Origin of the sequence: Actinoplanes lutulentus (genome assembly GCF_003259845.1) — a bacterium.
Classification (GTDB): Bacteria; Actinomycetota; Actinomycetes; order Mycobacteriales; family Micromonosporaceae; genus Actinoplanes; species Actinoplanes lutulentus.
Map to the genome: position 1 here is coordinate 364,595 of NZ_QLMJ01000003.1, position 22,754 is coordinate 387,348.

Annotated in this window: 23 protein-coding genes and 1 tRNA gene; 5 read left to right on the plus strand and 19 right to left on the minus strand. The window is 69.3% G+C overall.

What is annotated here, in order from left to right:
- Positions 1–40 precede the first annotated feature (40 nt).
- The 3 genes from B0I29_RS08645 to B0I29_RS08655 all read left to right on the plus strand — a co-directional run bounded on the left by B0I29_RS08645 (position 41) and on the right by B0I29_RS08655 (position 4,744).
- The gene (locus B0I29_RS08645; protein ID WP_111648677.1) at positions 41–1,279 is read left to right on the plus strand and encodes an acetyl-CoA C-acetyltransferase; all 1,239 of its coding nucleotides are present in this window, start codon (positions 41–43) and stop codon (positions 1,277–1,279) included.
- Positions 1,280–1,439: 160 nt separating this feature from the next.
- Positions 1,440–4,076 (plus strand): helix-turn-helix transcriptional regulator, encoded by a 2,637-nt coding sequence (locus B0I29_RS08650; RefSeq protein WP_181557735.1) that lies wholly within the window; start codon positions 1,440–1,442, stop codon positions 4,074–4,076.
- 152 nt (positions 4,077–4,228) lie between these two features.
- Complete coding sequence (locus B0I29_RS08655; protein ID WP_181557736.1) at positions 4,229–4,744, plus strand: GNAT family N-acetyltransferase; 516 nt, start codon at positions 4,229–4,231, stop codon at positions 4,742–4,744.
- Positions 4,745–5,145: 401 nt separating this feature from the next.
- Here the strand turns inward: B0I29_RS08655 and B0I29_RS08660 are convergent, their stop codons facing one another.
- The 18 genes from B0I29_RS08660 to eno form a co-directional block, all read right to left on the minus strand.
- Entirely contained in the window at positions 5,146–5,460 is a 315-nt protein-coding gene (locus B0I29_RS08660) for a hypothetical protein (RefSeq protein ID WP_111648362.1), read from the minus strand.
- A gap of 83 nt (positions 5,461–5,543) precedes the next feature.
- The gene (locus B0I29_RS08665) at positions 5,544–6,386 is read right to left on the minus strand and encodes a Bax inhibitor-1/YccA family protein (RefSeq protein WP_111648363.1); all 843 of its coding nucleotides are present in this window, start codon (positions 6,384–6,386) and stop codon (positions 5,544–5,546) included.
- A 197-nt stretch (positions 6,387–6,583) separates the two neighbouring features.
- Positions 6,584–6,666, minus strand: a tRNA-Leu gene (locus B0I29_RS08670).
- Positions 6,667–6,714: 48 nt separating this feature from the next.
- Positions 6,715–8,070 (minus strand): NAD(P)/FAD-dependent oxidoreductase, encoded by a 1,356-nt coding sequence (locus B0I29_RS08675; protein WP_111648364.1) that lies wholly within the window; start codon positions 8,068–8,070, stop codon positions 6,715–6,717.
- 87 nt (positions 8,071–8,157) lie between these two features.
- Complete coding sequence (locus tag B0I29_RS08680) at positions 8,158–8,721, minus strand: hypothetical protein (RefSeq protein ID WP_111648365.1); 564 nt, start codon at positions 8,719–8,721, stop codon at positions 8,158–8,160.
- A 1-nt stretch (position 8,722) separates the two neighbouring features.
- The gene (locus B0I29_RS08685) at positions 8,723–10,033 is read right to left on the minus strand and encodes a DUF58 domain-containing protein (protein ID WP_111648366.1); all 1,311 of its coding nucleotides are present in this window, start codon (positions 10,031–10,033) and stop codon (positions 8,723–8,725) included.
- Entirely contained in the window at positions 10,026–11,021 is a 996-nt protein-coding gene (locus B0I29_RS08690; protein WP_111648367.1) for an AAA family ATPase, read from the minus strand. Before B0I29_RS08690 ends, B0I29_RS08685 begins: the two co-directional genes overlap by 8 nt.
- Positions 11,022–11,028: 7 nt before the next feature.
- Positions 11,029–11,604 (minus strand): hypothetical protein, encoded by a 576-nt coding sequence (locus B0I29_RS08695; protein ID WP_111648678.1) that lies wholly within the window; start codon positions 11,602–11,604, stop codon positions 11,029–11,031.
- Positions 11,605–11,665: 61 nt separating this feature from the next.
- Positions 11,666–12,367 carry a DUF4129 domain-containing protein gene (locus B0I29_RS08700; RefSeq protein ID WP_111648368.1) on the minus strand — a complete coding sequence of 234 codons (702 nt, stop codon included), beginning with the start codon at positions 12,365–12,367 and terminating at the stop codon, positions 11,666–11,668.
- A gap of 47 nt (positions 12,368–12,414) precedes the next feature.
- On the minus strand, positions 12,415–13,167 hold the full coding sequence (locus tag B0I29_RS08705) for a uracil-DNA glycosylase (protein ID WP_111648369.1): 753 nt from the start codon (positions 13,165–13,167) through the stop codon (positions 12,415–12,417).
- Positions 13,168–13,237: 70 nt separating this feature from the next.
- A complete protein-coding gene (locus tag B0I29_RS45650) occupies positions 13,238–14,053 on the minus strand; it encodes an LppU/SCO3897 family protein (RefSeq protein ID WP_181557737.1) in 816 nt (271 codons plus the stop codon).
- A 93-nt stretch (positions 14,054–14,146) separates the two neighbouring features.
- The gene (locus B0I29_RS08715; RefSeq protein ID WP_111648370.1) at positions 14,147–15,163 is read right to left on the minus strand and encodes an HAAS signaling domain-containing protein; all 1,017 of its coding nucleotides are present in this window, start codon (positions 15,161–15,163) and stop codon (positions 14,147–14,149) included.
- Entirely contained in the window at positions 15,160–15,489 is a 330-nt protein-coding gene (locus B0I29_RS08720; RefSeq protein WP_111648371.1) for a PadR family transcriptional regulator, read from the minus strand. Before B0I29_RS08720 ends, B0I29_RS08715 begins: the two co-directional genes overlap by 4 nt.
- 201 nt (positions 15,490–15,690) lie before the next feature.
- Positions 15,691–16,599, minus strand: coding sequence for a Ppx/GppA phosphatase family protein (locus B0I29_RS08725; protein ID WP_111648372.1), 909 nt, complete (start codon positions 16,597–16,599; stop codon positions 15,691–15,693).
- Positions 16,600–16,620: 21 nt separating this feature from the next.
- Complete coding sequence (locus tag B0I29_RS08730; protein ID WP_111648373.1) at positions 16,621–17,118, minus strand: amino-acid N-acetyltransferase; 498 nt, start codon at positions 17,116–17,118, stop codon at positions 16,621–16,623.
- Positions 17,108–17,626 carry a DUF501 domain-containing protein gene (locus B0I29_RS08735; RefSeq protein ID WP_111648374.1) on the minus strand — a complete coding sequence of 173 codons (519 nt, stop codon included), beginning with the start codon at positions 17,624–17,626 and terminating at the stop codon, positions 17,108–17,110. The genes B0I29_RS08730 and B0I29_RS08735 overlap by 11 nt, the downstream gene beginning before the upstream one ends.
- Positions 17,626–18,186 carry an FtsB family cell division protein gene (locus B0I29_RS08740; protein WP_111648375.1) on the minus strand — a complete coding sequence of 187 codons (561 nt, stop codon included), beginning with the start codon at positions 18,184–18,186 and terminating at the stop codon, positions 17,626–17,628. The genes B0I29_RS08735 and B0I29_RS08740 overlap by 1 nt, the downstream gene beginning before the upstream one ends.
- A gap of 97 nt (positions 18,187–18,283) precedes the next feature.
- Positions 18,284–19,567, minus strand: coding sequence for a phosphopyruvate hydratase (gene eno, locus B0I29_RS08745; protein ID WP_111648376.1), 1,284 nt, complete (start codon positions 19,565–19,567; stop codon positions 18,284–18,286).
- Between the two features lie 169 nt (positions 19,568–19,736).
- On the opposite strand from eno, the gene B0I29_RS08750 reads away from it, so the two are divergent.
- Positions 19,737–20,369, plus strand: a complete 633-nt coding sequence (locus tag B0I29_RS08750) for a hypothetical protein (protein ID WP_111648377.1) — start codon at positions 19,737–19,739, stop codon at positions 20,367–20,369.
- A gap of 99 nt (positions 20,370–20,468) precedes the next feature.
- Positions 20,469–21,125: a hypothetical protein gene (locus tag B0I29_RS08755; RefSeq protein WP_146616747.1), complete on the plus strand. Its 657-nt coding sequence runs from the start codon at positions 20,469–20,471 to the stop codon at positions 21,123–21,125.
- 6 nt (positions 21,126–21,131) lie between these two features.
- On the opposite strand, the gene B0I29_RS08760 is transcribed toward B0I29_RS08755, so the two are convergent.
- On the minus strand, positions 21,132–22,748 hold the full coding sequence (locus tag B0I29_RS08760) for a DUF885 domain-containing protein (RefSeq protein WP_111648379.1): 1,617 nt from the start codon (positions 22,746–22,748) through the stop codon (positions 21,132–21,134).
- Between the last annotated feature and the right edge of the window lie 6 nt (positions 22,749–22,754).

A 22,754-nucleotide genomic window follows, 5' to 3' on the forward strand; every position in this document is an offset into this window, starting at 1 on the left:
CGCACTTCCGACCATGTTACCGGCGAGTAAACTGTCCGGCATGCCGGAAGCTGTCATCGTTGCCACTGCCCGCTCCCCCATCGGCCGCGCCCACAAGGGCTCTCTGAAGGATCTGCGACCCGACGATCTCGCCACGACGATCGTCGACGCCGCGCTGAACAAGGTGCCGCAGCTGGACCGCACGCTGATCGAGGATCTCTACCTCGGCTGCGGTCTCCCCGGCGGCGAACAGGGCTTCAACATGGGCCGCGTGGTCGCCACCAAGCTGGGCCTGGACGGCCTGCCGGGCGCGACCATCACCCGTTACTGCTCGTCGTCGTTGCAGACCACCCGGATGGCATTCCACGCGATCAAGGCCGGCGAGGGTGACATCTTCATCTCGGCCGGCGTGGAGACGGTGTCCCGTTTCGCGCGCGGTTCCTCCGACGGGCTGCCGTCCGAGCTTCAAAAAGCAGTGGGCCCCTGGACCAACCCGTTCTTCGACGCGGCCCAGGCCCGCACGGTCGGCTCCGCCCAGAGTGGCCAGACCTGGCACGACCCGCGTGAGGACGGCGCGGTTCCGGACATCTACATCGGCATGGGTTACACCGCTGAGAACCTCGCGCAGATCAAGAACGTCACCCGCGAGGAGATGGACGAGTTCGGCGTACGCAGCCAGAACCTCGCCGAGAAGGCCATCGCCAACGGCTTCTGGGACCGCGAGATCACCCCGGTCACCCTGCCCGACGGCACCGTCGTGTCGAAGGACGACGGCCCCCGCGCCGGCGTCACCATCGACGCGGTCTCGCAGCTCAAGCCGGTTTTCCGCCCGGACGGCCGGGTCACCGCCGGCAACTGCTGCCCGCTCAACGACGGCGCCGCCGCGCTCGTCATCATGAGCGACACGAAGGCCCGCGAGCTCGGCATCACCCCGCTCGCCCGGATCCTCTCCACCGGCGTCACCGCGCTCTCCCCGGAGATCATGGGCCTCGGCCCGGTCGAGGCCTCCAAGCAGGCACTCAAGCGCGCCGGCCTGACCGTCGGCGACGTCGACCTCTTCGAGATCAACGAGGCGTTCGCAGCCCAGGTCATCCCGTCGTACAAGGACCTCGGCATCCCGCTGGACAAGCTCAACGTCAACGGTGGCGCGATCGCTGTCGGTCACCCCTTCGGCATGACCGGCGCCCGCATCACCGGCACCCTGCTCAACTCCCTCGACTTCCACGACAAGACCATCGGCCTCGAGACGATGTGCGTCGGCGGCGGCCAGGGTATGGCGCTGGTCATCGAGCGCCTGTAAAAATCAAGATCAAATTCAGGTCGCAGCGGGGTGGTGGGTACAGACCGTCGCTCCCGCCGAGGGCCCGGTGCGGATTCGCTTCGCTCTCCGCACCGGGCGACCTGAGTGATCGGTCTCGCTCTTTTCCTATCAGTGCTCGTGGTCACCTAGGGTGATCTCCGTGCCCGCCAGCCTGCTCGGACGTAACCGTGAACTCGGCGAGGTCCGGCGGCTGCTCGCGGCCGACATCCCGGCCGCCGTGGTCGTCGGTCTGCCCGGCGCCGGCAAGACCTCGGTCCTCACGGCCGTGGCTTTCGACAGCCCGCTCGTTCTCACCGCGACCTGCGCGCCCGGTGACCAGCAGATCCCTTTCGGACTTCTGGCCGACCTGATCTCGTCGGCACGCGGCCCCGCCGACCTGCTGGACCGGGTAGCCGCACCTTTTCCGCCGGATCCGTTACGCCTGCGACTGGACGTGCTGTCCTGGTTGGAATCGGTCACCCCGGCGCTGCTGATCGTCGACGACGCCCACTGGGGTGACGACAGCTCGCTCTCCGTGATCGGTTACCTGGCGCGCCGGCTGTCCGGCCTCGGCGTCTCCATCCTGGCCGCCGCCCGCGACGGCGAAGTCCCGGAACATCTGACCCGCATTCCCGCCGTACGCCTCTCCCCACTCGGCGAACCCGACGCCACCCGGCTGCTCCGCGAGGCCGGCCTCACCCTGGACCGGGCCGCCTCGGCGAAGGTCCTGGAGAAGGCGGCCGGCAACCCGCTCGCCCTGCTGGAGCTGGGCCGCGCGGTCGCGGCCGGCGACACGCTGCCGTCCAGTGTCGAGCTCGCCTTCGCCCAGCGGCTGACCGCGTTGCCCGCGCCGACCAGGGAAACGCTGCTGCTGGCCGCGGCCGGCGACGGCGACCTGCGGGTGCTCAGCCGGATCGAGGAACCCGACGTCCTGCTCGCCCGGCTGGCCCCGGCCGAGATCGCCGGGCTGGTGTCGGTCACCGGGCGTACCGTCTCGTTCCGGCATCCCCTCGCCCGCGCCGCCGCGCACTCCATCGCCACCACCGAGGAACGCACCCGCGCACACCGGCGGCTCGCGGCAGCCCACGTCGACGACCCCGAACGGCGGGTCCGGCACCTCGCCGAGGCGACGATCGTCGCGGACGAGGAGGTCGCCGCGGCACTGGAGGAGATCGCCGACCGGGCGTACCAGCGTGGGGCGAACACCGAGGCGGCCGGCGCGTACGTCAAAGCCGCCGATCTCAGCCCCGACTCCGGCCCCCGGGAAAGACGCTCGCTGCAGGCGGTCGTGACGGCCTCGGCCGGCGGGCTCTTCACGTGGGCCATCGAGCTGGCCAGGCCGCTCCGGGACCGCGCCGCCGATCCGTCGACCCGGGCGCTCGCCGGCCACACGATGGCGTACGCCATGGCACAGACGTCCCGGCAGCACGAGGCACGCCGGGTTCTCCGCGAGGCGCTGGAACAGCTGCTGGACCACGACGAGCACTGGGGCTGGGCGTCACTGACCACCCTCGCGGTACTCACCTTCCGCAGCGGCTCCGGCGTCCACGAGCTGCGCGAATGGCTGGACCGCTACGAGACGGCCGGCCACCGGTCCGACAGCTACCCGGAGATCACCGTCGCCTGCCGCGCCTGGGTCCGCGCCCTGGTAGACCCGCTGGTCCGGCCCGCCGACATCATCGAGCTGGTGCGGACCGCACCGGTTCCGGACTTCCCGGCCAGCATGACGGCCGAGCACGAGATGATCCTCGGCGCGGCGGCCTGGATCCTGGACGAGTCCGAAACGGCGCTGACCCGGCTCGGCCGCTCGATCGAGCTGCGCCGGGCCGACTCCCCGGCGAAAACCGTCAACTCCCTGATGACCATCGCCCAGATCCACATCGACGTCGGCGACTACGACGCCGGCGATCAGGCCGGCCGGATGCTCGCCGAGATCGCCGCCGCCGGCCGTCACCCGTACGCCGTCGAGCACGGCCTGGAACTGCGCGCCCGGGTCGCCGCGCTGCGCGGTCAGGCCGGCGCGGCCCGGGGCATGGCCGACCGGATCCTGCGCGACCTGGAGATCGGCGAGTTCGTGTCGGTGGAGAGGAATCTCCAGGTCACCCGCTCGTACCTGGCCTTCGCCGAACGTGACGCCCAGGGCGCCTGGGAGGCGCTGCGGTCACTTTTCGGCGAGTGCGGCGAGCCGGCGCACACGCACATCTCGTACCGCGAGCTGGCGCACTACGTCTCGACCGGGGTCCGGGCCGGGCTGCTCGACGAGCTCCGGCCCGTCGTCGCTCTCGCCGGTGACCGTCTGTCCACCGCCAGCCTCCGGCTCCGCCTCCAGCTGGCCCGGTCCCGCGCGCTGCTCGCCGGCGACGAGGCGGAACCCTTCCACCGCTACGCGACGACCGCCCCCGAGGCCGCACAGTGGCCGTTCGAGCTGTCCAGGGCCCACCTGGAGTACGGCGGCTGGCTTCGTCGCCGGCAGCGGCCCACCGATGCGCGTACCGAGCTGCAGGCCGCGCTCGCCGGCTTCGAACGTCTCGACACCCGGCCGTGGGCCGAACTGGCCGCCACCGAGCTGCGCGCGGCCGGCGGCGCGACGGCCGCTCCCCAGCCGGCCGCGTGGACCGAGCTGACCGGCCAGGAACGCGAGGTGGTCCGGCTGGCCGCCGCCGGCATGACGAACCGCGAGATCGGCGCATCCCTGTTCCTGTCACCACGAACCGTGTCGACGCACCTCTACAACGCCTTCCCGAAACTGGGCGTGACGGCGCGCAGCCAGCTCCGTGATCGGATCCGGGACCTCTGACAGGCTTCTGACCGGCAGTTACGTCAGCCGACGTATGCCGCCCGATACCCCGGATTTCGTACGGTTCTCAGGCGATGAACGAAAGGAACCTCATGCGCCGAACCGACATTCCGGGCTGCTCGTAACCAGCCTGTCCTCATAGGATTTCGCACGTGGAGATCATTGAGGTGAACCCCGGCCACGACGCGTTCAAGCCGGCCGCAGAACTCTTCGACGATTACCGGGTCCATTACGGCCAGCCGTCCTCCCCTGCCCGAACCCAGGACTGGCTGTCGGACCAGCTCACCACCGGCCGCCTGAGCCTGTCCGCGGCGATCCAGTCCGAGGCTGGCCAGTCCGAGGCGGGCCAGTCCGAGGCGGGCCAGTCCGAGGCGGGCCGCTCCGGGGTTCGGCCCGTCGGCTTGATCACCAGCGCGATCCAACCGGCGTCGCTGCGCTTGGGCGTGCTGTGGTTCGTACAGGATCTGTTCGTAAAGCCCGAGTCCCGCCGAGCGGGCGTCGCCCAATCCCTGCTGAACCACATCGTGGATCGCGCGGCGTCGGCGGGCGCGTTACGCGTCTCCCTGCGAACCGAGAGCGACAACATCCCGGCGCTGAAGCTCTACGCAGCAGCCGGCTTCACCCAGGTAAACGGCCTAACCACCCTGAACATCCCCCTACCCCACTAACCACCCCCGAAGTCGACCCGGGCGGACGGCGAACCGAGCGCTCCCGACCCGAGCCGACCCGCCCCGCCCCGCCCCGGATCTTGTGAGCTTTTGGCTCCAATGGCGGCGAAAGCTCACAAGATCCGCGAGCGAGGGCCGTCCTCACGCGTTTCGGGCGCGCGCTATTTCAGGGTTTGGCTGGTTTTGCGCACCGCGTTGGCCGCTCGGGTCAGCAGCTCGGGCGGCGGGCCTGCCGCCAGGATGTCGGTCGCCAGGACCCGAAACTGATCAGGCAGGACCAAGTCGTGGATGGGCAGGCCGGGGGCTCTCTCCGCCTGATCTTGTGAGGTTGTGGCTGGAGTGGCGGCGCAAGCTCACAAGATCCGCGAGCGAGGGCCGTCCTCACGCGTTTCGGGCGCGAGCTATTTCAGGGTTTGGCTGGTTTTGTTCACCGCGTTGGTTGCTCGGGTCAGCAGCTCGGGCGGGGGGCCTGCCGCCAGGATGTCGGTCGCCAGGACCCGGAGCTGGTCGGGCAGGACCAAGTCGTGGACGGGGGGCAGCTCGTGGGCCGGAACCTTTTCCGCCTCGGCGCCCAGCGCCGCCAACTGCTTGGCCAGGCCGTGGACCACCTGGGCGCGCGTCTGGCCCAGTGCGCCGGCCGGCAGTGACCAGCGGCGCTCCTCCCAGTGACGGACCTGGTTGAGCAGGCGATCGATCGACGCGGCGAAGTCAGACATCAGCCAGAGATTACCCCGGAACGGGACAACGCCCGGTCCGCGGGGAGGCGGGCCGGGCGTTGCTGGGGACGACGGACGAACCGTCAGTCGTCGCCGCCTTGCAGGAAACTGAGCAGACGCAGGATCTCGATGTAGAGCCAGACGAGGCCGACCAGGATCCCGAACGCGGCGGTCCAGGAGTAGCGCTGCGGAAGACCCATCCGCACGCCCTCCTCGATCTCGTTGAAGTTCAGGATGAAGCTCAGCGACGCGACCACGATGCAGACGATGCTGAAGATGATGCCGATGGCACCGTTGTCACGCAGGCCCGTGTTGACGCCGAAGAGCGCCAGCACGAAGTTGATCAGCATCATCGCGAAGAGGCCGGCCATGATCGAGATGATGGCGCGGGTGAACTTCGGCGTGGCCCGGATTACTCGGGCGCGGTACAGAATCGCCATCAGGAAGAAGACGCCGAATGTGGCGACCACCGCCTGGAGAACGATCCCGTCGTAACCCAGGATGTTCTGGAAGTACTTGCTCACCATGCCGACGAACACGCCCTCGATCACCGCGTACGCGATGACGAGCGCCGGGTTCGCGACCCGCATGAACGAGATGACCAGACCCAGCACGAGGCCGACCAGTGCGGCGCCGATCCAGGCCGCGCCGGTCGCCGAGGCGGGAATGACGTTCCACGCGACCACCGCGGAGATGCCGGTGAGTCCGAGCAGTGTGACGGTCTTGACCACGACGTCGTCGATGGTCATCGGTCGAACGGCAGGCGGAGAGGCGGGGTAGCCTGTCGCCGTCGGGTAGGGCTCGCCGTAACCCGGCTGACCGTAACCCGTCGGCTGCCCGGCCGGCCCGTATGGCCCGTACCCGGCCGCCCGCTCCCGCTCAGCCGCCTGGCCGAGGCGCGAGAGCACCGGGTTCGATGTCTTCACTGTTTCCAGCCTCCCTTAGAGGTCAGGGCACCATGCCTGTTGTTCAAGGGTACGGGGTGAACGCCCGAACCGTCGCCCACGGTCGCTGTGAGCAGACTGAGAACCCATGGTCAGATACGGATTCCCAGCGGGAAATGACGATACGACGGTCGTGACAATGACGAAAGGGATGCTCCACGTGGAGCATCCCTTTGCTGTGCCCGGGGCGGGTCTCGAACCCGCACGCCTTGTGAGGCAGCCGCTTTTAAGGCGGCCGTGTCTGCCATTCCACCACCCGGGCGGACCTGCGAACACCGTATCTGGTGCCGCCCGGATGGTGGAACCGGCCTCAGCGAGTGCCGGCAGAAACCTTGTCGGCGGCCGGGGTGACCGGCGGGGTCACCTCGACGAACTCCTCACGCGGGTGGTGGAGCTGGCCCAGGGCCACGGTCTCCCGCTTGAGAAGGAAGGCCAGCACCCAGTCGGCGAGCACCCGCACCTTGCGGTTCATCGACGGGATCCGGCTCACGTGGTAGAAGCGGTGCATGAGCCACGCCGGGTAGCCCTTGACCTTGATGCCGTACACGTGGGCGACGCCCTTGTTGATGCCGAGGCCCGCGACACCGCCGACGTGCTTGTGGCGGTATTCCTTCGGCGCGCCACCCAGGACGACCTGGCGGATGTTGTCGGCGAGCACGGTGGCCTGCCGGACCGCGTGCTGAGCGCTCGGCGAGCACCAGCCACCCGGGTTGGTCAGGTCGGGGACCTGGGCACAGTCACCCGCGGCCCAGGCGCCCTCGAGAACCTCACCGGTCTCGATGCTGGCGACCTGGAGGGTGGGCAGGCAGTTGACGTGCCCACGCGGGCCGAGCGGAAGGTCGGTCTGCTCCAGCATCGGCGACGGCTTGACGCCGGCCGTCCAGACCAGGGTCTCGGCGCGGAACGAGTCTCCGTCGGAGAGTTCGATCTGCCCGTCGACGCAGGACTTCAGGAAGGTCTCCAGGCGCAGGTCGATTCCCCGCTTGGAGAGCTGGCGAGCCGTGTAGGCACCCATCTCGGGGCCTACCTCGGGGAGGATCCGGTTGGATGCCTCGACCAGGATGAAGTGGACCTCTTTGGGGTCCAGCTCGGGGTAGTACTTCAACGCCTCGGCGACGACGTCCTGCATCTCGGCGAGTGCCTCGATGCCGGCGAAGCCACCACCGACGAAGACGAAGTTGAGCGAGGCCTTACGAACTTCCTCGTCCGGCGTCACGGCTGCGACGTCCAGGCGGTCGAGGATGTGGTTACGCAGGTAGATGGCCTCGCCGATGGTCTTCAGGCCGATGCCCATGTCACTCAGGCCGGGAATCGGCAGAGTGCGGGAGACGGAACCCGGAGCCACGATGATGTGGTCGTATTCCATCTCGAAGGCGGGCCCGTCGATCGGCTGGATCGTGACGGTCTTACGAGCGTGTTCGAGCTTCGTGACCTCACCAGAAACGATGCGGCACTTTTTGAGCTCCCGGCGCAGCGGCACCACAGCGTGTCGCGGCGAAATGTTACCGGCCGCTGCCTCAGGCAGGAACGGCTGGTAAGTCATGTGCGGAACAGGGTCGATCACGACGATCTCGGCCTGGTTCCGGTTCAGCTTCTTGGACAGGCGGAGGGCGGCGTAAAGGCCGACGTGACCTGCTCCAACGACGACTATGCGCGGCGGATTCACGCCCCTATTCTCGCGCGTGAGAGGCACTTCATGCGTTGTTCTGTGACGATCGCAACGGTGAAAGTCAAGTGTCGTAACTAACAGATTTCACTCGCGATGGGCCATACGTGCTAGGAGGATCGTCACAGCCGTCGCTCCGGCGAGCCCCACGAGGGTGGCCAGCTGGAAGGCACTCCCGCCCAGGTCGGCGGTAAGACCGAGGGCCAGGACGATCAGCACCGACGAGATCAGAATGACCACCGCGGCACGACCCAGCCAGGTTCCCGGCACGTCCAGGTTGACGATCGAGTCGATGGGCAGAACAGCGGCGAGCGCGGTCAGCGTGTGCGCCAGATAAAGCAGTGCGGCCAGAGCGAGCACCCGCCACAGCGCGATCCGGGAGTCGAAACCGGCCGTGTCCAGCAGCCAGCCGCCCACCGCCGTCAGTGCCACCGCGGTGCCGCCGCGCCCGGCCGGCGCGAGCGCGGGCCAGAGCGCGAGCAGCGCGATCAGGACGAAGTACCGGCTCACCAGCAACTGCGCCGGCCAGGCGACACCGAGCGCGAGCACACCGGTCAGAAACGCCGAACCCCGGATCATGATGGGTACGGGAGTAGCCCTGCTCAGCGTCTTGCGAAGGTGCCCGGCACGGGCCGTGATCCCGGTCAGCATGTCAGCCTCCCCTCGGCGCTGAGGCCATCCGGGCCACGTCACGCAGCACCAGGTCGAGGCTGCCGGCGCCGGCCCACTGCACCACCGGAACACCGTGCTCGCGCAGACGGCCGAGCACGTTCTCCCGTTCGATCCGCCAGAGCCGGGTCGCGGCCGGGGTCCACTGGTTGCGGACCGGCGGGGCGGCGTCCTTCGGCAGGGTGTCGACCGCGACCGTGTACCGGCCGGACTTGGTGAGCTGGGCGAGCATGTCGGCGGCCCGCGGGTCGACCAGCGGGCTGAGCACCACGACCAGCGCGGACGACGAGACGTGGTGCGCGGCGAGGAGGTTCTCGTACTGCTCGGTCTCGTCGGCCGGGTTGGGGCGGACGTCGAGCAGCCATTCCAGGACGGTCAGGTACTGGCGGCGGCCGGAGCCGGGACGCAGCCGGCGCGCGCCGGAGCCGTACTCCAGCAGTGAGACCCGGTCGCCTCGGTGCAGATAGTGCTCGGCGACAGCGGCGGCCGCGCGAACCGTGGTGTCCAGAACAGAGGAGCCTCCGCCTACGCCACCCGGCAGACCAACCTCGCCGAGCACGTCGAGCAGGAGCAGCACCTCGGCGTCGCGGTCCGACAGCGTGTACGCCACATGCAGGTCACGGGTACGCAGAGAGACCCGCCAGTCGATGCGGCGCAACCGGTCACCGGGCGCGAACTGGCGTACACCGGCCAGCTCACCACCCTCACCGGGCCGCCGGGAGCGGTGCGCGCCGACCAGACCGGCCGCGGCCGGCATCGCCTCGGTCGCGTTGAACGGCTCGGTGACCGGGTAGACGCGTACGCCCCGGGCCGGGGTGACGACCGGGCGGCAGGCGAGCAGCCCGCCGCAGGCCGCGGCCCGGGCTGCGGCCGGACCGACGTCCTGCCGACCCCAGCGCAGCGCCTCGCCGGTCAGGTCGATCGCGGCCCAGCCGTCCTGCGGCACGGTCAGCGCGAACGGCCGATCGGCGTGCTGCAGGCGTAGCCACGGCGAGGTACGCGTACGGACGACCACCAGGTCGTAACCGATCACGTCCGGGTTCGCCACGGTGAGCCCGGCCTCGACCTTGCCGCCCTCGACGACGTGCTCGATGTCAGCGGTGATCGTCACCTCGGGCACGGCTTTCGGGCGCCGATGCAGGTTGATCGCGGCGCCGATCGCGAACGGCGACGCGAGAAGCACCAGGTCGACGCGGCCGAGCGCCACCCCGAGCAGCAGGAGCAGGCCGGTGAGCAGCACCGTCCGCCCGAGTGCCCGGGTCGGCACCCACACTCCGGCGACGGGTTCAGTCATGCCGCGCGTAGGTGGGCAGCGCGCCGCTGGCCGGCGCCGGAACGGCGGAGAGCACCTCCTGGACGACGAACGACGGGTTCACCTGGCGCAGCCACATCTCCGGGCGCAGGGTGATCCGGTGTGCCAGAGCCGGTACGGCAACGTCCTTCACGTCTTCCGGCACCACGTAGTCACGGCCGGCCATCGCGGCGCGGGCGCGGGCCAGCAGCAGCAGCGCGAGCGAGCCACGCGGTGACGAGCCGACCAGCACGGCACCGTGCTCGCGGGTGGCCGAGGCGAGCGCCACGATGTACCGGCCGATCGAGTCCTCGACCGCGACCGATTCCAGGGCGGACTGCATGGCCTGCAGCGAACGGGAGTCCACCACCGGCGAGATGACGGCCTCTTCCTGACGGCGCGACATCCGCCGCTGGAGCACGTCCCACTCCTCCTCGGCGGTCGGGTAACCGAACGACACCCGGAGCAGGAAGCGGTCCAGCTGCGCTTCGGGCAGGGGGTACGTGCCTTCGTACTCGATCGGGTTCGCTGTAGCGAGCACGTGGAACGGCGGGTCCAGCCGGTAGGTGACGCCCTCGACCGAGACCTGCTTCTCCTGCATCGCCTCGAGCAGGGCGGACTGGGTTTTCGGCGGCGTCCGGTTGATCTCGTCGGCGAGCAGCATGTTCGTGAAGACCGGCCCGGCGCGGAACGCGAAGTCGCCCTTGCGCTGGTCGTAAAGGAAGGAGCCGGTGACGTCGGCGGGCAGCAGGTCCGGTGTGAACTGCAGACGGCGGAAGTCCAGGCCGAGCGCCTGCGCGAAGCAGCGGGCGGTAAGCGTCTTGCCGAGACCGGGCAGGTCCTCCAGCAGCACGTGCCCGCCGGCGAGGATGCCGGCCAGCACCAGTTCGAGCGAGTCCCGTTTGCCGACCACCACGGTGCCGACCGCGTCGAGGATCGCTCCGGATAGCCGCCCGACCTCGTACGGGGGAAGAGCCTGCGTCACCGGCACACCTTTCTCACAGTCGTTCCAACGCGTCTAGCAAAGTATCGACATCACGTGCCCGCAGGCCGTGCCGGCCGGGATCGGCCAGCGCCGTCCACAGCGGCTCGCCGAGCAACTCCTGGGCACGGCGCGGGTCGCTGGCCCGGGTGATGCCGTGCCGCAACCGCAGCCGTTCGTCGGTGAGCTCCGCGAGCACCGGCAGAACGTTACGCGCATACAGATCCGGGTCCGAGTGGGCCTGCTCCAGGTTTCGCTCCCACCGTTTCACTGAGGAACGCAACGCGTCAGGGGCAGGTTTCGCGTCCCGCCCGATCCGGGAGCGCAGCTTCGGCGCGGGCGGCGGCGAGACCGCGGACGCGGCCCAGACCACCAGGCGGAGCCCGATCAGCGCGGACACGAGCAGCAGCAGCGGGATGCTCACACCGCCGGCTCGCAGACCTGCGGTGATCACCACGGTGGCCAGGATCAGGACAGCGACCTCACCGATCAGCCGCGGGATCGGCGAGCGGCGTTTCTCAACCGGCGCGACCTCCTCGACGGGCTGCTGATATCCAGGCCCGAAGAGATCGTCAAGACTGCCGTCGCTCATGCCCGGCCCCCGAACCCCGAAGAACACCACAAAACCCACGGTATGAACTCGCTGCGCTCGCTCATACCGTCACCCCACCGAGATCCGCGCGGAGACGCTCCAGAGCGGACCTCGCCTGTTGCCGCATCTGATCGTCCACCGTGTGCGTGGCGTACCGCGCCTCCCGGTAGACCTCCAGCAGCGCCGCGAGCACCGCCGCGTCCACCCGCTGCTCGGCAAGCAGCCGGCCGACCAGGTCGGTGGGGCTGTCACCCGGGTGCCGGGGTGTGCCGGCCGCGGCGGCCGCGTCCTCCAGCCGCACCCAGCAGGCGATCACCGCGCGGCGCGGGTCACGGTCGGTGTCGGAGAGCTCCTCCAGGCCGGCGTCGAGCGCGGCCACCAGATCCTCGGCGGTGCGTGGCCGCCGCCGGGAGTCGAGCTTGCCGCTGCGCCGGCCACGCCGCCGCAGGAAGTCGTGCACGAGCGCCCAGGAGAGCAGCACGACCATGCAGACCACCACGAAGGCGAGCACGACGAGAGCTGCCTGCCCCGCCCAGCTCGGCAGATTACGGGCCGCTTCGGGCACGGCGGTGTTGACGGCGCTCGGCTCCGGCGCCGGCTCGGTCCGGGGCGGTAGCAGTGGTGGCGCCGTCGTGGTCGGTGTCGCTTCCGGAGTGATGTGGTCCAGCTGCGGCGAGGAACGTGTCGCAGCCAGCGAGATCACGAAGAGCAGTGTGACGACGGCGGCCAGCGGCCACCATCGGCGCAGTGCGGCGAGGTCCATGCGGGGGGCTCAGATCCGTGACTCGGGGATGGTCGTCAGAGCTCGAATCATGCCAGGCCCGCACGAGCCTTGGCACGGGCGAACACCTCGTCCAGCATCACGGGTGTCAGCCTCCCGGTGAAGGTGTTCTGCTGACTCACGTGGAAACACCCGATCAGGTCGGGCGCGCCGTCCAGCCTGACCTCGGCCCCGTGCCCGAATTTCGGACGGGGGACGGGCGGCCTCAACCCGTACACATCAATGAGAGCGGGCCACCACGCAGCCCAAGCGAAGGCACCCAGAGCGACGACCACCCGCAGTGTGGGTCTGATCAATTCCAGCTCTCGCCGCATCCAGGGCGCGCAGGTGTCGCGCTCCTCGGGCGTCGGTTTGTTGTCCGGCGGCGCGCAGCGGACCGCCGCGAAGATCCGGGTGTTGCGCAGCTCCAGGCCGTCGTCGATCGAGACGCTGGTCGGCTGGTTCGCGAGGCCGGCACGATGCAGCGCGGCGAAAAGCACGTCGCCAGAGCGGTCGCCGGTGAAGATCCGCCCGGTCCGGTTACCGCCGTGCGCAGCAGGCGCCAGACCGAGGATCGCGATCTCGGCACCCTCCGGCCCGAAACCGGGCAGCGGCCGCCCCCAGTACTCCTGATCACGGAAAGAGGCACGCTTCGTCGATGCGATTTCCGTGCGCCAGGTGACCAATCGCGGACAAGCGAAACAATCCGCGATCTCCGCGTCAAGCACGCTGAGTGAGGCGGCCTCGGCCGCCTTGGCGACAACGGCTTCTGGGGTACGCGCGGAAGCGCCGGACGGGAGCATCGGATCAGCACAGCATTCGCCGGTGATCGTCGTGTACCCGGGTCGGCGCTTCCGCGGTTGTTGCGTCTCGTCAGTTCGCTTTCAGGCAGAGCAGGTAGCCGTCGCCCTCTTCGCTGGCGATGATCGCGCCCTCGCCGCCCTCGGCCAGCTTCTCGTTGAAGGTGGCGTCGCACGCCGTGCTGTTCACGTCGGTGACCTTGTCGACCCGGCCGAGGACGGTGAACTTGGCGTCCGACGCGGAGCACTCGACGATCTTGGCCTTGACGTCGGTGGCCTGCTCGCCGAGGTTGTTCGCGACCGAGATGCAGTCGCCGGCCTTCGCCTCGGCGGTCGGGTCCTTCTTCAACAGCGCGCCGAGGCCGCCCTTGATCACCGCGATGATCACGAAGATCACGATGGCGCCGATGATGCCGAGCGCCTTCTTGCCCTTCTTCTTCTCCGGCTTCTGCTCGGGCGCGGGTGGGAAGGCGGGGGCGTCACCCTCGATCTTGCCCGCGAAGCCCTGCGCGTAACCGCCCTGCTGCGGCTCCTGGGGGTAACCGCCCTGCTGAGGCTGCTGGGGGTAACCACCCTGCTGCGGGTAGCCGCCCTGCTGGGGGTAACCGGGCGCGGCCGGCTGCTGGTAGCCGCCCTGCTGCGGGTAACCCTGCTGCTGGGGGTAACCACCCTGCTGGGGCTGCTGGGGGTAACCGCCTTGCTGGGGCTGCTGCGGGTATCCCTGCTGCGGCTGCTGAGGGTAACCACCCTGCTGGGGGTAGCCCTGCTGCGGCTGCTGCGGGTAGCCGGGCGTGCCACCCTGCTGCGGGTAACCCGCGGGCGGGTAACCGCCCCCGGGAGCGGACGGGTAGCCGCCGCCGGGCGGGGTCGGCACAACCGGGTCTGTCATGGGGTCTTCCTCTCGGGGGCACGGCCGAAAATCGGCCGTCGGCACGCGAGAATAGCGACCGCCACAGGGCTTGCGCGACCCCGTAACCAGGCTTTATTCACCGCTGGGTGAGGCGTTCGCAACACTTGGAGCGTCGGCCGGCTCGACAGTCGGCCCGGTGTCCGTTTTCGTGCGGTTCTCCGCGGTCGCCGCCGGGTCCGGCTTCTGTTCCAGCGGAGGCGTGCTCTCCGAGCCGTCCGGGGTCTCGCCGGGGAACGGCGCCTGGTCCGGGCAGAACGGGTAACCGAGTGAGCGGCTCGCACTCCAGTTGCCCGTCATCGGGTCGATGCAGCCCGGCTCGCCGAACCGGATCGGGTTGCCCCACTGGTCGTACAGCTGAGCGTTGCTCACCAGGTTGCCCTGGCCGTCGTAGACGAAGACGTCCTGCACGCTGCTGTACTGGTTGCTCACGTAGTCGCCGACGAAGGCGGTCTGCCGGGTCGAGTAGTCCATCTCGTAGAAGCCCACCACCGCGAAGATCGCCAGCGCGGCCGAGCTGCCGCGGAGCAGCAGGCGCGGCACCCGGCCGGCCGGCTCGCCACGACGGCCCAGCCAGATCGAGCCGAGGATCGCCACGACCAGGAACGTCATCGCGAACAGATCGATGCCGACGCCGCCGACCCGGGGCAGCAGGCCGATCGGGCCGTGGTTGTCGTCAAAGACGTAGGCGAACGCCATGGCGGCCAGGTAACCCCGCAACACCCACCATGCCGGGCGCAGCAGCACCAGGAATTCGCTCGCTCTCGCGTACCCAAGAAGTGGCCCGACCCGCACGTCGGTCCGCTTGATCGCCTCGCGTGCCCGGCCGCGGAGATGAGCGAAGCGCTCGCGGCCCGGAGGGCGCGGCGCGGAACCGTCCGCAAGCCCGGCGCTCGCGATCAGCTCCGCGGCATAGGCCGACGGCGAACCGAGACGCTCGACCAGCGTGCCGTCGCCCTCGGCGAGCACTTCCGCCAGATGCTCCGGCAGATCTTCCAGCAGCTCCTCGCGAGTCGTGGCCGGCAGACCCCCGAGCGCCTGCCGAACCTCCTCGACATAGCTGCCGATCTCGTCCTGTGCCGTCAGGTTCACGCCGTCCCCCGCTCGCGAAGCAGATCGTCCATGATCAATGCGAAGCCCTGCCAGACCTTGCCGGAGCGCTGCAACTCTTCACGGCCGGCCACGTTGAGGGCGTAGTACTTCCGGTGCGGACCCTCGTCGCTGGGCACGACGTAGCTGGTCAGCAGGCCGCTGTTGAAGAGCCGGCGCAGGGTCCCGTAGACCGAGGCGTCGCCGACATCCTCCAAGCCGGCCGCTCGCAGGCGTCGCAGAATGTCGTAGCCGTAACCGTCGTCGTCGCGGAGGACGGCAAGGACGGCAAGGTCAAGCACGCCCTTGAGAAGTTGCGTCGGATCCACGCGTGGCACACTACTGCGCAATCCGAAGTACCGTCAACAGCAGACTACCCATGCTGTCAGGCAGCCGGGTCGAACCGGGCGTGCGCTGGGCAGCCGAGGCCGTGTCGATTTACGAAAGATCCGAACCGGCCGGCTGTCACGGCTGCCTCAAGCTCCGTGCAAACAACCGTGAGAGCCAAACCCTGCACCCGAAACAACGGGTCAGGCGGCTTCTGCCAGGCCGAAAGCTATCCCATCCAAAATGTCGTGCTCGGAGGCGATCACCACGTCGTGCCCCGACCTCTCGACGATGATTTTTTCGATCAGGGCTCCGGCTCCGATCACGTCGGCTCTGCCTGGGTGCATCACGGGCAGAGCGCGGCGCTCCGCGACCGTCATCGCCAGCAGTGTGTCGGTCACCCTCGCCACGTCCGCGGCGGAGATCCTGCTGTGGTGGATGCGCTCTGAGTCGTACCCAGGGAGCTCTGAAGCGATAGCAGCGACGGTCGTGACCGTCCCGGCGAGGCCGACCAAAGTGATAGCTGGTGAGACGGCTGCCAGGGCGGTGTCGACGGCCTTGGTGATGTCGGCTGTGGCCGCCGCGATCTCGGCGGGGGTGGGCGGGTCGCTGTGCAGGTGGCGTTCGGTCATGCGGACGCAGCCGATGTCCATCGAGATGGCGTGTTCGACGGTTGCCGTGCCGGTGACGAATTCGGTGGAGCCGCCGCCGAGGTCGAAGACGAGGTACGGACCGGGGGCGTCGAGGCCCTGGACCGCGCCGAGGAAGGAGAGGGTCGCCTCCTCCTCGCCGGTGATCACTTCCGGGTCGATGCCGAGAACGCCGCGCACCATGTCACGAAATATCGCGGAATTTTCGGCGTCGCGCGTGGCTGACGTCGCGCACATCCGCACCCGGGTCACGCCCAGCTCGGCGATCTCAGCGGCATATCCCAGCAGTGCCTGCCGGGTTCGCTCGATCGCGGCGGGTGCGAGCAGCCCGGTCCGGTCGACGCCCTCCCCCAGCCGCACGATCTCCATCCGGCGGGCGACGTCGACCAGCTGACCGCCGGCCACATCAGCGATGAGCAGGCGAATCGCGTTGGTCCCGCAGTCGATAGCAGCAACTCTCACAAGACCCTCACAAAAAGATCTTCACAGATGCAGCAGCATCCGTGTGTTTCCCAACGTGTTCGGCTTGACGCGTTCCAGATCCAGGAACTCCGCGACACCCTCGTCATAAGAGCGCAGCAACTGCTCGTAAACCGAGTGCGGCACCGGCGCCCCATCGATCTCGGTAAACCCGAACGACCCGAAGAACCGGGTTTCGAACGTCAGACAGAAGACCCGGCGTACGCCCAGTTCCCGCGCCTGATCGAGCAACACCGAAACGATCCGGTGCCCGATCTTCTGCCCCCGTCGCGACGGATCGACAGCGACGGTCCGGATCTCGGCGAGGTCCTCCCACATGACGTGCAGGGCGCCGCATCCGGCCACCGTGCCGTCCTGCTCGTCGACCGCCACCCAGAACTCCTGGACGGCCTCATAGAGCGTGACCGTGGCCTTGCTGAGCAGCCGCCGGTCCGTGGTGTACGCGTCAACCAGGGCCCGGATGGCTCGCACATCCCCCGTGCGAGCGCGCCTAATGATCATCGGCGGAGAGCGCAGAACGCGAAACACAGGAACCACCGGACCAGTACGGCCCGATCGCATCCCGCACCTCGTCACCGAACGGATTCACTCCCGGCCCGGCGGCCAGCGCATGCCCGAGATGAACGTGCAGGCACTTCACCCGATCAGGCATGCCGCCCGCGGACACGCGCGCGATCTCCGGCACGTCCTCGATGGCGGTCCGCCGGTCCAGGTAGTCCTGATGCGCCTCGGCGTACCGTTTCGCCAGCTCAGGGTCCGTACTCAAGCGTTCTTGCATGTCACGCATCACGCCGGCCGACTCCAGCCTGCTGCACGCGGCCGTGGCGTGTGGACACGTCAGGTAATACAGCGTGGGAAACGGTGTGCCGTCGTCAAGACGCGGCGCGGTCTCCACCACGTCCGGATTGCCGCAGGGGCAGCGGTGCCCGATCGCGCGAGTGCCGCGCGGGGACCGGCCAAGCTGGGCGGCGACGATGTCGAGGTCTTCGGGGGTTGGTGCTTCAGCCATCAGTTCGCGGGCTCCGCATTCGCGGCTTGGACGCTGCTCCACAGCGTGTCGTACCAGCGGTCCGGAGCGGCCGCCGGCGTCTTCTCGTCGGCGTCGCGAGCGGCGCCCGCAGCATCGTAATAGACCAGCAGCGGCGTCTCACCGGGACGGACGTAGAAGTACTTCTCCCGAGCCTGGATGCGCAGGTACTCGTCGTCCTGCCACTTTTCCAGCTCCTTGGCGGTCGCGGCGATGTCGCCACGCTGCCGGTCCTGATCGTTTTCCATCTGCGCGATCTGCGTCTCCTGCTCAAGGTAGACACGCAGCGGATAGGTGTAAGCCAGCGCGAGAGCCACAAAAACCGCGATCAGGATGGTGGCCCGGCCGGTCAGCGCGCGCGGGCGAGGTGCGTCGGTGCGCTCGGCGGCTGCGCCGCCTTTCTCAGACCCGGACCCTTGGGTACGCCGAGACGACGGCACCCGGATCGGCCCGGTGTTACGGGTCCGCGAAGCCGTCGGGCGTCCGCCGGATCCGGGGCGACGGGTCGGGCCCTGCCCGCTCGGCAGGCGACGCTGCGTCATGTTTGCCCCTCCCCCCGCTCACCAAGATTTGTGGCGCCCGATCGAACCTACGTCGGCTGGCACGGGCGCCACAACTCCATGATCTGTCGCCGAGTCGTCAGCCGACGCGGTAACGCGGGAACGCGCCCGCACCGGCGTACCGGGCGGCGCTCTCCAGCTGCTCCTCGATGCGCAGGAGCTGGTTGTACTTGGCGACACGGTCCGAACGGGCCGGTGCGCCGGTCTTGATCTGGCCGCTGCCGACCGCCACCGCCAGGTCGGCGATGGTGACGTCCTCGGTCTCGCCGGACCGGTGCGACATCATGGTCTTGAAGCCGGCCCGGTGGGCCATGTCCACAGCGTCCAGGGTCTCGGTGAGCGAACCGATCTGGTTCACCTTCACGAGCACCGCGTTGCCGGCGCCCTCGGCGATGCCGCGGGCGATGCGCTGCGGGTTGGTGACGAACAGGTCGTCACCGACGATCTGGATCTTGTCGCCGAGCTCCGAGGTCATCGCGGTCCAGCCGGCCCAGTCGTCCTCGGACAGCGGGTCCTCGATCGAGACGATCGGGTAGTCGGCGGCGAGCTTCGCGTAGTACGCGATCATCTCGTCGGTCGACTTCGGCGAGCCCTCGAAGACGTACGCGCCGTCCTTGTAGAACTCGGTCGCCGCTACGTCCATCGCCAGCACGATGTCCGTACCCAGGTTGAAGCCGGCGGCCTGGACGGCCTCGGCGATCAGGTCCAGCGCGGCGGCGTTGGCCGGCAGGTTCGGCGCGAAGCCGCCCTCGTCGCCCAGGCCGGTCGAGAGGCCCTTCTTCTTCAGCACCGACTTGAGGGCGTGGTAGACCTCGGCGCCGGTCCGCAGCGCCTCGCGGAAGGTCGGCGCGCCGATCGGGGCGATCATGAATTCCTGCACGTCGACGTTCGAGTCGGCGTGGGCGCCACCGTTGACGATGTTCATCATCGGCACCGGCAGGACGGCGGCGTTCGGGCCACCGACGTAGCGGAACAGCGGCAGCTCGGCGGAGAGCGCCGCGGCCTTCGCGACGGCGAGCGACACGCCGAGAATCGCGTTGGCGCCCAGCTCCGACTTGGTGTCGGTGCCGTCCAGGTCGAGCATCTTCTGGTCGATCAGGCGCTGCTCGCTCGCCTCGTAACCGATCAGCTCGTCGGCGATCTTGTCTTCGATGTTGGCGACAGCCTTCTCGACACCCTTGCCGAGGTAGCGGCCCTTGTCGCCGTCGCGGAGCTCGAGCGCCTCGAACGCGCCGGTGGATGCACCGGAGGGCACCGCCGCGCGACCCACCGTGCCGTCGTCCAGGCCGACCTCGACCTCGACGGTGGGGTTGCCCCGGGAATCGAGGATCTCGCGGGCGACGATCGCTTCAATGGTGGCCATTAGTCGTGTCGCTCCCTAACAGTTGGGAATTCAGTTTCGGTCCGCGACCCTGCGGGCCGACCACGCACTTGAGCCTATCGAGTGAGGCGATGCGGCGTTCGCGGGGCCGGTCAACTTCGCACCCTGTTTACCTCAAACCCGCACCCGGCCTGCCGAACCTTTGGGCACTATGACCAGTGATCTCTTTCCCGCAGGCTTCCTCGCCGAGGGCTCGCGCATCGAGTTCGACAACGGCGAGGAACGCATCCCCGGTATCCGGGTCCTCCGTGCCTCCGACAAGGCCGCGACGCTGTCCATGGCCCTCGACGACGTGCCTCCGGCCGGCGCCACGGTGACCCTGCGCGGCCCGGCCGGTCCCCGCGGCCGATATGCCGTGCGCTGCTCGGTGACCAGCACCGACGAGAACCGTGTCGAGCTGCGGCCACTCGGCCCGCCCGAGCTGGAGCAGCTACGCCATTACGTGCGCGGCGGCGGTGGCGAGAGCGTGGTGCTGGTACGCCCGGGTGAGCGCGAGGCGATCGGCTGGGTGCACGACATCAGCGAGAGCTCGATCCGGGCGCACTTCACCGACATCGACCTGCGGCCCGGCGCCGAGATGACCCTGCGTGTCCAGCTCGCCGAGGACGTCGTGGAGTTCACGGCGATGGCCACCAAGGTCAGCGCGATCCGCCAGCGGGTGCCGGTCCGCGGGCCGCTCATCGTGGAGCTGGTGGCCGTCTTCGAGCAGGACGAACGGCAGGCCAAAATGATCCGCCGATATGTTCTGCGCCAGCAGGTGGCCCGGGCAAGGGAGACGGCCTGAAGCATTGCGAATGTGAATGCGAATCGAATGACGGCATTCGTGTCGGTTACGAGATAACTCGATTGCGCGTCGTCGATGAAGTGGGCGAGGGTGGAGGTCGTGCCCGCTTCCGTGAGATCAACATCTGTCGTGGTGATCGGTCTGCTCGGGCTCCTCGCCGGATGCGGAGGGCTCGATCAGGCCAACGCCGCCGGTGTCACCCAGGGTGACCTCGTCTCCGAGGTGGCCTCGCAACTGGCCACGCCCGGCCCCGAGCACACCGCGACCTATCGGCTGGCCGGCGGCGACACCGCGCGGGTGACCCGCAGCCTCACTCCGGACCGCACGGCGTACGCGTTTCCCGACGGCCGCCTGATCCGCACCCCGGCGGCCGTGACCCGCTGTGCCGGTGACGTCTGCACCGCCTCCGACCCGGATCCCGGCGCTGCGCTCCCGGCGGGGACCGGCCTGGTGACCGACGCCGAGGTCGTCGCGCTGCTGGAGGCGGCGGCGATCGACGCGGACCCGGAGGTCACCCAGACCGACACCACTCTCGCCGGACGGCACGCCACCTGCCTCGCGCTGACCGGTGTGCAGGCCGCCGAGTCGTCGTCGTTCGACGTGTGCGTGACCGTGGGCGGCACGCTAGCCAGTTTCCGCGGCCGGTTCGACGGTGCCGAGGTGGACGTGGTGCTCACCGAGTACGCCGATGAGGCCGACGAACGCGATTTCCAGGTCTCACCAGGCACGAAGCTGGTGGACCGCCGCTCGGAGTAAGAGCTCTCAGACCCCGAGCAGCGTGCGCAGGTGCCGCGGCGGCGGGGAGCCGTGCGCCAGCATCGCGTCGTGCCACGCTTTCGGCGTGGCGCCGAACGGCCGGGCCGCCGCGATGGCCGCGACCTCGCTGTAACCCACGAAGTACGTCGAGAGCTGGGTCGACGTGAGCAGCGCGCGCCGCCACTTGCCGGCCGCCTCGCCCTCCTCCTGGAAACCGCGCCCGGTCATCAGCTCCATCGCCTCCGCCTCGGTCAGGTCGTCGCAGTGGACGAGCTGGTCGATGACGGCGTTGAGGCTCATCCGCAACTGCATCTTGAGCTGCTGCAGCCGCACCGGGAGGCCGCCGAAGCCGAGGCCGACCATCGCCGACTCGGCGTAGACCGCCCAGCCCTCGACGAACGGCCCGGAGAGGCCGAGCGATCGGACCCGGGTGGCGGCCCGGAACCGGCGGGAGTGCGCGAGCTGCAGGAAGTGGCCGGGCATCGCCTCGTGGACGGTCAGGCCACGGATCATCTGGTCGTTGTACTCCCGGTAGAAGCTCTCCACCCGGTCGGCCGGCCAGTCCGCCGGGGCCGGCGAGATGCAGTAAAACGTGGGCACGTCGGCCGTCTCGAGCGGACCGGGCGGATCGCAGTAGGCCACCGCGACGCCCCGTGCGAACTCCGGCATCTCCTCGATCACGCAGGCGTCGTCGATCAGCGAGACGACGTCGTGCTCGCGGACGAACGCGGTCGCCTCGTCCATCGTCAGCTTCGCCAGCCCGACGATGGACTGGTTGTCGGGGTGCTCGGCGGCGATCGAGTCCAGCGCGCGGCGGACCGTGTCGTCGTCGGCCGGGCCGCCGACCAGCTCGGCCGCGGCCACCCGCAGCTCCTCGCCGACCCGGTCGAGGTTGGCCCGCGCCCGGGAGAGCACCTCGGACGCGGAGAGCTCGGTGTCCAGGGTGTGCCAGAGCCGCGCCTCCCACAGGCGGCGGCCCAGCCGGGGATCGCGGCCCGGCTCGCCGCTGTCGAGCCGCTCGCGCAGCCAGCCGTCGAACTCGCCGAGCGCGGCCAGCGCCGCGGCGGCCGCCGGCTCCACCCGGTCGCGCAGACCGGGCTCCTGAGCCAGCAGGGCGGGCACCTCGTCGCGGATCAGCGCGGCGGTGCCGGCGAACTGGCCGGCCGCCGTCTCGGCGTGGATGCGGGGCACGTCGCGCAGCACGGCACGGGCGGTGGCGAGCGCGTCAGGGATAGCGGTGAGCCGGCCGGTGAGGCTGGTCAGCCGCTGATCAGCCGGCGCGAACGGCCTGGCCAGCAGCGCGTGCAGCAGCGGGCCGGGGTTGTGCTCCAGAGGGTTCCACTCGTGCTCGCGGATCTCGGTCAGCTCGAACGCGGCACGCTCCACCATGGCGGCCAGGATCGCGTGGTCGACCTGGTCCTCCGGGTCGAGGCCGTCGGGATCGACGCCGCTGAGCGCGTCACCCGCGTCACGCAGCATCGCGACGCGGCCCGCCACGCCGTCTCCGGAGAGATCGGGCAGACGGTCGTCGAAGCGGTGGTCACCCGCGTAGGTCGCGGTTGCGGGATCGCTCTCCAGGAGAGCGTCGACGATGCGCTCGGCGAGCGGCACGAACTCAGCCATGCCGAG